Origin of the sequence: Janthinobacterium sp. 344 (genome assembly GCF_900112025.1) — a bacterium.
Lineage (GTDB): Bacteria > Pseudomonadota > Gammaproteobacteria > Burkholderiales > Burkholderiaceae_D > Janthinobacterium.
The window spans coordinates 118311-131178 of the sequence record NZ_FOKL01000002.1; the positions used below are offsets into that span (position 1 = coordinate 118311).

Below are 12868 nucleotides of genomic sequence, written 5' to 3' on the forward strand. Positions count from 1 at the left end.
AGAGTCTCCGGCAGATTAAAAACGCGGCAGGTTGGCGAACGGCAGGCGCCCCGCCGTCACATGCATCTTGCCGAATTCGGCGCAGCGGTTCAAGGTGGGAATCGCCTTGTCCGGATTCAGCAAGGTGTGGGGATCGAAGGCGCGCTTGACGGCAAAGAAGGCATCGAGTTCGGCGCGCGTAAACTGCACGCACATGGAATTGATCTTTTCCATGCCCACGCCGTGTTCACCCGTGATGGTGCCGCCGACAGCCACGCACAGGGCGAGAATGTCGGCGCCAAACGCCTCGGCGCGCTCGAATTGCTCCGGCACGTTGGCGTCAAATAAAATCAGGGGATGCAGGTTGCCGTCGCCCGCATGGAAGACGTTCGCACAGCGCAAGCCATAGGTTTTTTCCATGCCGGCGATGCCCGTCAGGACTTCGGCCAGGCGCTTGCGCGGAATGGTGCCGTCCATGCAGTAGTAGTCGGGCGAGATGCGGCCCGCCGCGGGAAAGGCGTTCTTGCGGCCCGACCAGAACTTCATGCGCTCCGCTTCCGACTGCGAGACGGCGATGGCGCTGGCGCCCGCCCCTTGCAGCACGGCCGTCATGCGAGCGATTTCCTCTTCCACTTCCTCGTGGGTGCCGTCCGCCTCGCACAGCAGGATGGCGGCCGCGTCGGTGTCATAGCCGGCCTTGACGAACGGTTCGACCATGCGCGACGAGGTCTGGTCCATCATTTCCAGCCCCGCCGGGATGATGCCGGCGGCGATCACGTTGGCCACCGCATTGCCGCCCGTGACGACGTCGCCGAACGAGGCCATGATGACGCGTGCCGTGGCCGGTTTCGGGATCAGCTTGACCGTCACTTCCGTGACGATGCCCAGCATACCTTCGGAGCCGATGAAGACGGCCAGCAGGTCAAGGCCCGGCGAATCGAGCGCTTCGCCGCCCAGTTCCAGCACCTCGCCATCGATGGTGACGACGCGCACGCGCAGCACGTTGTGCACGGTGAGTCCGTATTTCAGGCAATGCACGCCGCCCGAGTTTTCCGCCACGTTGCCGCCGATGCTGCAGGCGATCTGCGAGGACGGGTCGGGCGCGTAATACAGCGCGTACGGCGCCGCCGCTTCCGAGATGGCCAGGTTGCGCACGCCCGGCTGCACCACGGCCGTGCGCGCATACGCATCGAGGCGCACGATGCGGTTCAGGCGCGCCGTCGACAGCACCACGCCATCGGCGATCGGCAGGGCGCCGCCGGACAGGCCCGTGCCGGCGCCGCGCGGCACGATCGGCACGTTCAACGCGCGGCAGACGCCGAGGATGGCGATGACCTGTTCCTCCGTGTCGGGCAAAGTGACCACCATCGGCAGCTGGCGATAGGCGGCCAGCCCGTCGCATTCGTAGGGGCGCGTATCCTCGGCATCGGACAGCACGCAGCGGGCCGGCAGCACGGCCAGCAGGGCGGCGACGACGGCTTGCTGGCGCGCGGCGGTCAATCCGGGTTCAGGGGCGGCATTGAGCATAGGATGAAGTGGGCAAAGTGCATGGTCGTGCAAGGATTGTAAGCACAAAAGTGGCGCACACCGCATTTTTTGTCATCATGGGGGGCAAATCCGCGCCCGACTGGCGCACAGTGTCGTATGCTGCCCCATTCTTCTTTGACAGGATCAGCATCATGGGCAACCGACTCTCGAAAATCGCCACGCGCACGGGCGACAATGGCAGCACCGGCCTGGGCGACGGCAGCCGCACCAGCAAGGACAGCGCCCGCATCCACGCCATGGGCGACGTGGATGAACTCAATTCCCATCTCGGCTTGCTGCTGTGCGAAGCCATGCCCGACGCCTTGCGCGATGAGCTGGTGGCCATTCAGCACGACTTGTTCGACCTCGGCGGCGAGATCTGCATCCCCGGCTACCAGCTGATCAAGGAAGAGCATGTGCTGCGCCTCGATGCGCTGCTGGCGAAATACAATGCGGACTTGCCGGCCCTTTCCGAATTCATCCTGCCGGCCGGTTCGCGCGCCGCCTCGCTGGCGCACGTGTGCCGCACCGTCTGCCGCCGCGCCGAGCGCAGCATCGTCGCGCTGGCCAATGCGGAGCCCCTACACGAACACCCGCGCCAGTACGTGAACCGCCTGTCGGACCTGCTGTTCGTGCTGTCGCGCGTGCTGAACCGCTTTGCCGGCGGCAGCGACGTGCTGTGGCGGCATGACCGCGCCAGATGACGCGGCCAGGCACGACACAGCGTGTTATTGCTTACTCCGGCATCTCAGGGAAAATGCCATTGCGGCAGTTTTCAAGGCAGAAATTGTAGTTATCGCGGCAGGAAGCATCGCCCCGGCCTTCATCGAGGCAAATCCCCCTCAGTTGGGCACACTGGAAACCACAGGTCGGTGCGCTGTTCGCGGCCTTGTTGAACGACAGGCTGGCGCCTGCAACAAAAAGAAAAAAAGCGATCTTTTTAAACATGCTATTCCTTTATGAGCGACGTGAAATAAACCACGCAACATGCCGTCGTTTCATGTTGCGCGCAAAGACAAAGGATGGAAGCGGCTAGCGCCTTCTTCAGCACCGACCAGAATAATGATTGGTTTTTCTAAGTAATCCTCGGGAAATTAGTGTGAATTCATGACGAACCGAACCGGATGCTATGCAAGGCGCTCACTGCTAGCAGTGAGCACGCCGCAGAGCGTCGGTTATGGAAGTCAGCAATCACAATCATTGATGGGGGTTACTTAGCCGCAAGCCTGCAGACAGGCTTTATTGACACGCACGCATTCAGGAACCTTGAACTCCATGACACAGGCATCGAGCGCCATGTAGCACTCGGATTGGCATTCCGAGATGTCGGCGGTGCTGCTGGCCATGGCATACGACGCGCTGACGCCCATGGCAAACAAAAAGAAACCCAGTTTTTTCAACATAAGTACTCCTTGGTAGGATTTTCAGACGATGACGGACATCCATGGCGCGCCGTCCCGTACACGCCATCCGGTATCAGATTTTCTTCAATGCCGCTTCCAGCGCGCCCGCATTGAAACCCTGGATCTTGCGGTTGCCGATCAAGACCACGGGCACGCCGCCACCGCCCAGTTCCGCATGGGCTTTTTTCGCTGCCGGCGATTTCTCGATATCGAGATCGACGAAGTCGATCTTGTTTTCCTTGAAATACGCGCGCGTCTTGGCGCAGTAGCCGCACCAGTCCGTGCCATACAGCACCACCTTGGCCTGGGCATTCGGGAAATACGCGGCGTAATTGCCTTCCGTGTAATTCGATTTGAATAAACCGGGCAACAGGGACAGGGCATAGCCACTGCCCAGGCCGGCAGCCAGGATCACGCCATACATGGCGATGGTTTTCAATTTTTTCTGCATCATAGGTAGTATCGGAAGCGTGGAGGATCGAGGGGCGGCCAGTGAAAAATACGGCTACCGGCCTCCTTGCAATACAAAAAACGGATATCAGGCGCCGATCTCGCAGACTTTCAGACAGTTTTTGTAGCTGCCTATGCAAAATGGGGACCTGTCGCCATTTTGCATCGTGCATTCCCGCCATTCTTCCTCGCAGACAGAGCAGCCGATATCCGAAGCGAAGGCATAGGAAGCACTCAATCCCAGGGTAAAAATAAATGCTGTAATCTTTTTCATTTACTGCTCTCCATGTTGGCCATTGCCCCAGGCAATCGCGTCAGACCAGTCGTAAGAAATTTCATCTTTGCTTGCTACAAAATCGAATATAGACCGCACTTATTTTAGAGTCAACGTTTCCTTCCGATAAATTTCTAATTTGGAAAATATATCGGGGAAGCCCCTTGAATGTGGAATTTGGAGAGATTGGGACGCGCCAAACGTCTATACAATATTGGCGCCGCATGCAGGAAAAAGGCCGGTTGCGGGCGCAACCGGCCCAGCGGCTACAACACTTCCAGGAAGCTCTTCAGCGCGATGATTTCCTCGGACGTCAGCTGCAGGCGCTGCAGCAGGGGCGAGGTGACGGGAAACTTCGGATCGGCCGCCTGCTGCGCATTTTGCGGCACGGGGCGCGACATGCCCGCGTTATACATATTGAGCAAACCCACCATCTGCGGGAACAGGCCGTTGTGCATCCACGGCCCCGATTGCGCCACGCCGCGCAAGCCCGGCGTGCGGAACTTGCCCACGTCCTCATCCTTGCCCGTCACCAGGTAGCGTCCCAGGTCTTCATATTTCTTGCGGCCGTAATACGTCAGCCCCAGGTTGTGGAATTGCTGGTCCGTCAGCAAGGCGCCGCTGTGGCACGTCATGCAGCGCGCCTTGGTGCGGAACAGGTGCAGGCCCAGCAGTTCGCGGTCATTCAATTGCGCGCGCTGGCCTTCCAGGAAAGTATCGAAGCGCGTGACGGGCGGCAGCAGCGTGCGCTGGTAATCGGCCAGCGCCGTCAGGATGCGTGGCAGGCTCACGCCGGCGCCCGGGCCGAAGGCGGCGTCGAACTGCGCCGGGTAGTCATCCAGCGCGGCCAGCTTGGCCGCCAGGGCCGGCACGTCCATGGCCATCTCGTCCGGATGCTGCAAGGGTCCCAGCGCCTGCTCTTCCAGCGTGGCCGCGCGGCCATCCCAGAACAGCGGCCTGAGCTGGCCCACGCCCAGCAGGCCCGGCGCATTGCGCTGGCCCAGGCGGCCGTCGTGGCCGATGGACGCGCGCTTGTTGTCGGCAAAACTGTGGGCGGGACTGTGGCAGCTGATGCAGGCCACGGCGTTCGAGCGCGACAGGCGTGGATCGTTGAACAGGCGCTGTCCCAGCGCCACCACGGCCGGCGCCACCTGCGGCTGGGGCATGGCCGAGACGGGCGCCATCTCGGCCGGCGTGACGCCGTCGGCCACCTGCGGCCGGGGCCAGCGGGCGATGGGCTGCGCGTAGAGCTGGCGCAGACAGGCCATGTCCCAGCCCTTGTCCGCCGCGCAGGCAACGCCGGCGGACACGGCGTCGCTGGCGCGTCCATCCATGCTCGTCATCAGGCCCGCGCCGCCCGCCAGCAGGGCGGCCACGGCGAAGGTGGTTTGTTTCAGGTGGGATGCGAATTTCATGCGCCTGCCGTCATGGTCATTAGAAGCGGTAGCCGAGTTCCAGCGTGAACTGGCGGCCCTTTTCGTACACCAGCGCGGTAGCGGACTGGTACAGCGGGTTGCTGCGGTTGGTGAGGTTTTCAATGCCCAGGTTGACGAAGCCTTCGCCCGGACCCGTCTTCGGCAATGCATACTGCACGCGCATGTCCCAGCTGATGGACTTGCCCACCGTAATATCCTTGTACACGGTAGCCACGCCGCCGTCGAACATCAGCGAGTCGCCCGTCGCCACCATGCCCGTTTCCGGTCCCCGGACGCGGAAGAAATTATCCAGCTTCAGGCGGTAGGCAGGCACGTCCGTCGACAGCAGCAGGCGCGCCGTCCATGGGCGGTTGTAATTGGTCGCCGGACGGTCGATCCAGCGCACGAACTTGCCCTGGTAATAGATGTACTCATCGAGTTCGCCGGCGAGATTGCTCAAGGTGTCATCGTAGCTGGCATGCGACGAGCGGGTGCGCGTGTGGTCGTACGCAAACTGCACCTGCGTGCTGCTGCCGCCCCAGCGCAGCGGACGCGCCGTTTCGGCCGCCAGCGTCCACACCTTGCTGTCGGTGCGGCCGATATTGTCCCAATAATAATTGGCGGCCGATTCCAGGTGCTGCACGATCTCGTCGCGTCCCTCGCGCAGCACGCGCTTGGCGCTCCACTTCACGCCGCCCCACAGATGGCTGACGCCCAGCATTTTTTCATCCGTGTACGGCGTCTTCATGTCGCCCAGCTGGTACCAGGCCCAGTTGGTGGCCATCTCGGGCGCCGCCCAGTCCATCAGCAGGCCGCCCGACAGGGTGCGCGTCTGCGACTTCGTCTGCAGCGCCAGGCGTTTCGACTGCGCGTAGAAGTCGAAGAAATTGCGGCCATAGTAGCGGTTGGCGCCCAGCTCGACCTGCGTCGTGCCCTTGCCGGCCACGTCCCAGACGGCGGACAGGCGCGGCGCGATGCTCGACTTCGGCGACAGGTCGTCCGCATCGTAGCGCACGCCCAGGCGCAGGCGCACGTCGCCCGCCCGGATATCGTCCTGTAAAAAGGCGCCGCGCGTCTTGTTGCTCAGTTCATAGGCGCCCGCGTAATAAATGATGCGCGACGCGAGGTACTGGCCGCGCACGTTCGCCGCGGCATTCCATGGCGTTGCCAGCGAGCAAAACTGCGTATCCACCCCGCCGCCCGGCATATTGCAGGTGTTGGTGTTGAGCGACGCCGTGTACTGTTCGTAGGTGGTATTGCGGCGGTAGCTGGACTGTTGCGTGCCCAGCTCCAGGCCCGCCTGGAAGGTGTGCGACACGCCCAGCCAGTCGAGCGGTTCCCACTTCAGCTTGCCCTGATAGTCGAGGTTTTCCTGTTCCTGGTCCACGTCGCCCCAGCCGCCCTCGTTACTGGCCCAGCCGGTCGCGCCCGTGCCCGTCTTGACGCCCCAGTTCTTGTCGCTCGAATAGCGCCAGGCTTTCCAGGTATCGGCCTCGGCATCGCGCGAACTGTCCATTTTCTTCCAGCTCAGGCGGTGTTCCGCCGTCGCGTTGCCCAGCAGCGTTACGGGGTGCGTCAGGCCCAGGTTCAGGCCATTGCCGCCGCTTTTCAGGTGATACGTGCTGTTCCTGGCGTTGGCGATGAAATAGTCGCCGTCGGACGGCGCATGCATGAGCGAAAAATCAGCCAGCACGCCGGGGCTGATGGTCCAGAAACCGCGCACGAAGGCATTATCGCTGCCGCGCCGCTGCACCTTGCGGTTGGCGTCGCTTGCGCTCTGCAAGCCGTTGCCATAGCCATTCAGGGGAATCTCCGACGTCTTGCGGATGAAGCTGCCGATCAGGCTGAAATTCTCCGTCACCTTGCCCTGCAGCGCGGCGCGGTAGGTCCATTTTTCGAATGCCGGCTGCAAGTCGGCGGTGGCGGAATTGGCGGCGCTTTCCCGCTGGGCCTCGCTGAGCTTGTATTGCATCCACGACGAGCGCGTGCTTTCCACGGACACCTGGCCGGCCAGCTTGCGCGTGGGGGCGCAGGTATTGGCGTTGACCACGCCGCCCTTGAAGCGGCCATATTCGGCGCCGATGTTCGAGTCGAGCACCGTCACGTCGCACAGCAGGCTGGTATCGACGGCAAAGCCCTGGCTGGCCGACGGCGGCGTGCTGTTGTTATTGGGACTGGTGCTGACGGGGCCGATATCGTTGTTGAGCGACATGCCATCCATCTGGTACAGGTTGTCGTAGAACTTGGCGCCGTTGATGCTGATGTCGGCCGGCGCCAGCTCGCCCTGGGTGGCGGAAGCTTGCTGCTTGTTATCGAATTGCACGCTGGGGTTGATGCGCAACAAGCTGGTGATATTGCCGTCTATGCCATTCATGGCGTCGATCTGGCGCTTCTCCAGGCGCTGCTCGCCCACCGATACCCGCTCGGCCTGCAGGCGCACTTCAGGCAGTACCTGTTGTGCGGATTCTTCGGTGTCGGCGTCGGCGGCAAAGACCAACGGGGTGGCGGCGCTGGCGCCACAGGCCAGGCTGATGGCCAGTACGGACTGGCGCAGGGTAGGAATGGAAGACATGAAGACCTTGCAACTGCGGAGAAGGAAGCGGCAGTCCCATGATGCCGTCCTTCACCCGCGCTGCCGGTGTCGCCTTGTCATGCCGCCAGTCGTAAATGATAACGATTACCATTTACATTGGCAATGCAGGAAAATCAAGACTCCGCCGATTTTTTGACATGCGTACAAAATTCGATCCGTTTGTTGCATCGGCACCACGCCTTTGCGCCAGTCAAAGCGTTGACGCCACCGTGTCTGGCGGCGCCTGTGCCTGCAGATGTGCGCGCAGCAAGCCGCGCAGCAGCTGTACCTGCGCCACGGCGTCGGCCTGCAAGGGCGTCAATCCCTCGCTGGCGCAGGGAGCGGGCGCGGCAACGTCCGCCGCGCCATGCAGCAGCGCGTCGATCTCCGCGCTGACGGCGGCGATCCACTGCAGCAGCTCGGGCGTGGCCGGCTCGGCCTGGGGACTGAGGCTGATGCGCGCCGTGCTGCCCGCCACGCGGCGCAGCAGCGGCAAGGTACGCATGGCGGCCAGGCCCAGGCCGGCGCTGCGGTCCAGGCGCCGCTCGATGCGCAAGCGCTGCAGGACCTGTTCCGCATTGTTGCTGGCCAGTCCCGCCTCGCGGCGCACATGCGCGATGGCGCTATCCCAGCGCCCGCCCGCCGCCAGCACGGCCAGCAGGTATTTCAGGTTGGCCGAGACGGCCTGTGCCAGGCGCCGGTCCAGGTCGTCCGCCTCGCGGTCGGGCCACAGGAAAAACGTGGCCAGCAGGGCCAGCAGGCAGCCCAGCACGTTGTTGCCCAGGCGGCTCATGGCGTACACCATCTCGCTGGCCGGCGCCGCATAGTCGGCCACCAGCACGAAGGCGGGCGTCATGAACAGCACGTGCAGGCTGTAGCTGACCCGGCGCAAGGCCATGGTGGCGACGATCAGGGGAAACACCACCAGCGAGATGCCCAGCGGCGTGTGGATGACGAGGCCGATCAGCACGGCCAGCACGGCGCCCAGCACGCTGCCCGCGACGCGCTCGATGCCGCGCGGCCAGGTGGTCGACACGGATGGCTGCAAGATCAGCAAGGTGGCCATGGTGGCCCAGTAGCCGAACGGAATGTGCAAGGCCTCGACCAGCAGGAAGGCGGCCGTGGTGGCCAGCGAGACGCGCGCCGCATGGCGCCAGCTCAGCGACTGCGGCGTGGCGTTGACTTTCAGGGTTTGCCACGCCTGCCCCAGTGCCAGGAACGCCGCCTCGCGCCACGGCAGCCGCGCCGCGCGCGGCAGGCCCAGCTCCATGAAGTCCACGTTCAGGCGCAGCGGCAGCAAGGCGCCCAGCGCCGCTTCCAGGCGCCGTCCGCAGCCAGCCAGGCGGCGCTGCAATTTCAAAGGCGGCGCTGCCGGCTGGCGCTGCACGGCTTGCCCCAGGCGGCGCAGCAGCACGGCCATCACTTCCAGGCTGCGCCGCGCGCGCGGGTCCTGGCGCAAGCGCTGCTGTTCGCGCTCGCACGTGTGCGTGACGGCGATCAGGTAGGCGAAGATGCGTTCCGCATCGCTGAGCGCCAGCAGCAGGTTGTCGTACAGCGCGCTGCGGCCCGCGCGCGCCGGCGGCACGGCGGCCAGCGCCACGCGCGCCGCCTCCAGCGCCGCACGCGCCTGCGAGCGGTAGCTGGCGCCATGCGCGCCACCGGCCGGCTGCGCCGGATCGTCCTGCAGGAAACGCGCATTGTCGCGCGCGATGCCGGCCAGGCGCGAATACGCGGCGCGGATGGCGCGCCTGCTGGGGCCGAACGGGTGGATGCGCCATACCGTAAAGCTGAGCACGGTGGCGAACAGGCAGCCGAACATGTACAGCCCCAGGAAGGGCGCGCTTTGCGTCATCGAGGCCAGCGGATGCGTGACCATGACGACGCAGGCGGTGGCCGCCAGGATCGCCACCTGCCCCGCGGCCGCGCCCCAGATGCGCGCCAGCGCGCCGGCCCAGGAAAATACCAGTACGGCGATGGCCGCCGTCGCCAGGCCATGGCCGGCCGCCAGCGCGGCCAGGCCACCGACCACGGTGGACAGCAGGCCGAAGCCCACCATCGAGACAAAACGCATGCGCCGCGTACCGGCCGCGTCGGCCAGGCAGGTCCAGAAGGCGCCGATGGCGGCCCAGGAAAAATCGGGGTGGTCGAACAACAAGCCCAAGAGCAACATGGCGCTGGAAGCGCAGGCGGCCCGCAAGCCTTCGGACAGATTGGTTTCGTCGATGGCCAGGGTGACCATCCACAGGGGACGGCGCTGCGCCAGCTTGTCGGTATAGGCGTGCATGCCCGTCAGCCAGCGGCCGGCCAGTGCGCGCGTACGGCGGTGGAATTTCCTGAAATGCAAGGTGGACTTTGAAAACGGTAGCAAAGCGTCATCGTAGCATTCCCGGACGAAAAATGTTGCAGTGCAATGTAAATGCCGTGCGGGCGAAAAAAAAGCGACACCGCAGTGTCGCTTTTCTGTCTGCAGGCCAAATTAACTGACCATGGCCAGGCGCGGTCCTGCCGCCGGGAAACGCTGCTCGATCGAGGCGGCGATGCCGGTGGCGTCCAGGCCCACGCTTTTCAGCAGTTGCACGGGGTCGCCATGGTCGATGAAGGTGTCTGGCAAGCCCAGCATCAAAATCGGCTTGACGATCCCCTCCGCCGCCAGGGCTTCGGCCACGGCCGAACCGGCGCCGCCCATGATGCAGCCCTCTTCCACCGTCACCAGGCAGTCATGCTCGGCCGCCAGTTGCTTCACCAGCGCCACGTCGAGCGGCTTGACGAAGCGCATGTTGGCCACCGTCGCGTCGAGCTTCTCGCCCGCCGCCACGCTCGGCGCCACCATCGAGCCGAAGGCCAGGATGGCGATGCGCTTGCCGTGGCGCTTGATCTCGCCCTTGCCGAGCTCAATGCTGGTCAGTTCCGGCACGATGGCCGCGCCGGCACCGGCGCCGCGCGGATAGCGGATGGCCGCCGGGCCCGGATAGTGGTAGCCCGTCGTCAGCATTTGGCGGCACTCGTTTTCGTCCGACGCGGCCATGATGACCATGTTCGGAATGCAGCGCAGGAATGCCATGTCGTAGTTGCCCGCATGCGTGGCGCCGTCGGCGCCCACCAGGCCGGCGCGGTCCAGGGCGAACGTCACGTCCAGGTTTTGCAGCGCCACGTCGTGGATCAGCTGATCGTAGGCGCGCTGCAGGAAGGTGGAATAGATGGCCACGACGGGCTTCAAGCCTTCGCAGGCCAGGCCCGCGCCAAAGGTCACGGAATGCTGCTCGGCAATACCCACGTCAAAGTAGCGGTTCGGGAATTGCTGTTCGAACTTGACCATGCCCGAGCCTTCGCGCATGGCCGGCGTGATGCCCACCAGGCGCTTGTCGTGCGCGGCCATGTCGCACAGCCAGTTGCCGAACACTTCCGTGTACGTCATCTTGGCGGGCGCCGTGGCCGGCTTGATGCCCTCGGCCGGGTTGAACTTGCCCGTGCCGTGGTACAGGATCGGCTCCGCTTCGGCCAGCTTGTAGCCCTGGCCTTTTTTCGTGACCACGTGCAGGAATTGCGGGCCCTTCAGCTGCTTGATGTTTTGCAGGGTGGGAATCAGCGAATCGAGGTCGTGGCCGTCGATGGGGCCGATATAGTTGAAACCGAATTCCTCGAACATGGTGGCGGGCACGACCATGCCCTTGGCGTGCTCTTCGAAGCGCTTCGCCAGTTCCAGCACGGGGCCGGGCAAGACGGATTTGCCGACATTCTTGGCTGCCGCATAGAACTGCCCCGACATCAGGCGCGCCAGGTGGCGGTTCAGCGCGCCCACGGGTGGCGAGATCGACATGTCGTTGTCGTTCAGGATCACCAGCAGGTTGACGTCTTCCTGCACGCCCGCATTGTTCATCGCCTCGAACGCCATGCCGGCCGTCATCGAGCCGTCGCCGATCACGGCGATCGCGTGCAGCGGGTCGCCCTTGATCTTGGCGGCCTGCGCCATGCCCAGCGCGGCGGAAATGGACGTCGACGAGTGCGCCGTGCCGAACGTGTCGTATTCGCTCTCGTCGCGTTTCGGGAAGCCGGAAATGCCATCCTTCTGGCGCAAGGTATGCATGCGCTCGCGCCGGCCCGTCAAAATCTTGTGCGAATAGGTCTGGTGGCCCACGTCCCAGACGATGCGGTCGTGCGGCGTGTTGAACACGTAATGCAGGGCGACGGTCAGCTCGACCGTGCCCAGGTTGGACGACAGATGGCCGCCCGTCTTGGAGACGGAATCGAGCAGGAAGCTGCGCAATTCCTGCGCCAGCGGCACCAGTTGCGAGCGGGCCAGCTTGCGCACTTGCGCTGGTTCATTGATGGTTTCTAACAGTTTCATTTAAGCCTTCCGCTGCACGACCAGGTCCGCCAGCTCGCGCAGACGGCGTGCCTGGTCCCCGAATGGCGCCAGCGCCGCATGGGCGTCGCACCGCAATTGTTCTGCCAGGGCCCGCGATGGTTCCAGCCCCAGTATCGATACGTAAGTGGGCTTGTTGGCGGCCGCATCCTTGCCTGCCGTCTTGCCCAGGGTGGCCGAATCGGCCGTCGCGTCGAGCACGTCGTCGACCACCTGGAACGCCAGACCGACGGCGCGCGCATACGCGTTCAGCGCCGTCATCTCGTCCGCCGTCAAGTCCTTGCCGGCCAGCGCGCCGAGGATCACGGCCGCGCGCAGCAAGGCGCCCGTCTTGAGTTGATGCATCTGTTCCAGCTGCGGCAAGGTCAAGGCCAGGCCGACGCTGTCGAGGTCGATCGCCTGGCCGCCGCACATACCAAAGGAACCGGAGGCGTGCGCCAGCAGCCGGATCATGGCCATCTGCCGCGCGGGAGGAATCGCCGCGCCATCGGCCAGCAGCATGAAGGCCTGCGATTGCAGCGCATCGCCCACCAGCAGGGCCGTCGCTTCATCGTAGGCGACGTGCACGGTAGGCTTGCCACGGCGCAAGGCATCGTCATCCATGCACGGCATGTCGTCGTGCACGAGCGAATACACGTGAATCATTTCCAGCGCGCACGCGGCGCGCGCCAAGGTATCGGCATCGGCATCGAACAGTTCGCCGGCTGCCATCACCAGCAGCGGGCGCACGCGCTTGCCGCCGCCCAGCAGCGCGTAGCGCATGGCCGCGTGCAGCTTGTGCGGCACCACGTCCGCCGCCGGCAGGAACTGGTCGAGGCAGGCTTCCACGCCGGACTGGGTGCGTTGCATCCAGTCGCCGAAGGTCACGCCGTCTTGTTGCATGCT

General features: G+C 64.2%; 11 protein-coding genes. 1 reads left to right on the forward strand and 10 read right to left on the reverse strand.

The genetic code is table 11. The features are described 5' to 3' along the window. Positions 1–15: 15 nt before the first annotated feature. A complete protein-coding gene (locus tag BM193_RS06775) occupies positions 16–1506 on the reverse strand; it encodes an FAD-linked oxidase C-terminal domain-containing protein (RefSeq protein ID WP_092803181.1) in 1491 nt (496 codons plus the stop codon). Between the two features lie 152 nt (positions 1507–1658). Between BM193_RS06775 and BM193_RS06780 the strand changes: the two genes are divergently transcribed. After that, positions 1659–2210 (forward strand): cob(I)yrinic acid a,c-diamide adenosyltransferase, encoded by a 552-nt coding sequence (locus BM193_RS06780; RefSeq protein ID WP_092803551.1) that lies wholly within the window; start codon positions 1659–1661, stop codon positions 2208–2210. A 31-nt stretch (positions 2211–2241) separates the two neighbouring features. On the opposite strand, the gene BM193_RS06785 is transcribed toward BM193_RS06780, so the two are convergent. The 9 genes from BM193_RS06785 to BM193_RS06820 form a co-directional block, all read right to left on the reverse strand. After that, positions 2242–2454, reverse strand: a complete 213-nt coding sequence (locus tag BM193_RS06785) for a hypothetical protein (RefSeq protein ID WP_092803178.1) — start codon at positions 2452–2454, stop codon at positions 2242–2244. 266 nt (positions 2455–2720) lie between these two features. Further along, on the reverse strand, positions 2721–2909 hold the full coding sequence (locus tag BM193_RS06790; RefSeq protein WP_092803175.1) for a hypothetical protein: 189 nt from the start codon (positions 2907–2909) through the stop codon (positions 2721–2723). 73 nt (positions 2910–2982) lie between these two features. Beyond that, positions 2983–3363, reverse strand: coding sequence for a glutaredoxin family protein (locus BM193_RS06795; RefSeq protein WP_254785916.1), 381 nt, complete (start codon positions 3361–3363; stop codon positions 2983–2985). Positions 3364–3447: 84 nt separating this feature from the next. Next, positions 3448–3633 (reverse strand): hypothetical protein, encoded by a 186-nt coding sequence (locus BM193_RS28210; protein ID WP_139176348.1) that lies wholly within the window; start codon positions 3631–3633, stop codon positions 3448–3450. Positions 3634–3899: 266 nt separating this feature from the next. Beyond that, entirely contained in the window at positions 3900–5048 is a 1149-nt protein-coding gene (locus BM193_RS06800) for a cytochrome-c peroxidase (RefSeq protein WP_254785917.1), read from the reverse strand. A gap of 19 nt (positions 5049–5067) precedes the next feature. Beyond that, complete coding sequence (locus BM193_RS06805; RefSeq protein ID WP_092803172.1) at positions 5068–7620, reverse strand: TonB-dependent receptor; 2553 nt, start codon at positions 7618–7620, stop codon at positions 5068–5070. 211 nt (positions 7621–7831) lie between these two features. Next, the gene (locus BM193_RS06810) at positions 7832–9904 is read right to left on the reverse strand and encodes an FUSC family protein (RefSeq protein ID WP_092803542.1); all 2073 of its coding nucleotides are present in this window, start codon (positions 9902–9904) and stop codon (positions 7832–7834) included. Between the two features lie 192 nt (positions 9905–10096). Then, positions 10097–11965, reverse strand: a complete 1869-nt coding sequence (gene dxs / locus BM193_RS06815) for a 1-deoxy-D-xylulose-5-phosphate synthase (protein ID WP_092803169.1) — start codon at positions 11963–11965, stop codon at positions 10097–10099. Further along, on the reverse strand, positions 11966–12865 hold the full coding sequence (locus tag BM193_RS06820) for a polyprenyl synthetase family protein (protein WP_092803539.1): 900 nt from the start codon (positions 12863–12865) through the stop codon (positions 11966–11968). Positions 12866–12868 lie beyond the last annotated feature (3 nt).

Excerpts from the sequence above, each read along its gene's own strand:
- BM193_RS06775 (WP_092803181.1), bottom strand. The coding sequence starts at position 1,506 with ATGCTCAATGCCGCCCCTGAACCCGGATTGACCGCCGCGCGCCAGCAA.
- BM193_RS06780 (WP_092803551.1), top strand. The coding sequence starts at position 1,659 with ATGGGCAACCGACTCTCGAAAATCGCCACGCGCACGGGCGACAATGGC.
- BM193_RS06785 (WP_092803178.1), bottom strand. The coding sequence starts at position 2,454 with ATGTTTAAAAAGATCGCTTTTTTTCTTTTTGTTGCAGGCGCCAGCCTG.
- BM193_RS06790 (WP_092803175.1), bottom strand. The coding sequence starts at position 2,909 with ATGTTGAAAAAACTGGGTTTCTTTTTGTTTGCCATGGGCGTCAGCGCG.
- BM193_RS06795 (WP_254785916.1), bottom strand. The coding sequence starts at position 3,363 with ATGATGCAGAAAAAATTGAAAACCATCGCCATGTATGGCGTGATCCTG.
- BM193_RS28210 (WP_139176348.1), bottom strand. The coding sequence starts at position 3,633 with ATGAAAAAGATTACAGCATTTATTTTTACCCTGGGATTGAGTGCTTCC.
- BM193_RS06800 (WP_254785917.1), bottom strand. The coding sequence starts at position 5,048 with ATGAAATTCGCATCCCACCTGAAACAAACCACCTTCGCCGTGGCCGCC.
- BM193_RS06805 (WP_092803172.1), bottom strand. The coding sequence starts at position 7,620 with ATGTCTTCCATTCCTACCCTGCGCCAGTCCGTACTGGCCATCAGCCTG.
- BM193_RS06810 (WP_092803542.1), bottom strand. The coding sequence starts at position 9,904 with ATGCACGCCTATACCGACAAGCTGGCGCAGCGCCGTCCCCTGTGGATG.
- dxs (WP_092803169.1), bottom strand. The coding sequence starts at position 11,965 with ATGAAACTGTTAGAAACCATCAATGAACCAGCGCAAGTGCGCAAGCTG.
- BM193_RS06820 (WP_092803539.1), bottom strand. The coding sequence starts at position 12,865 with ATGCAACAAGACGGCGTGACCTTCGGCGACTGGATGCAACGCACCCAG.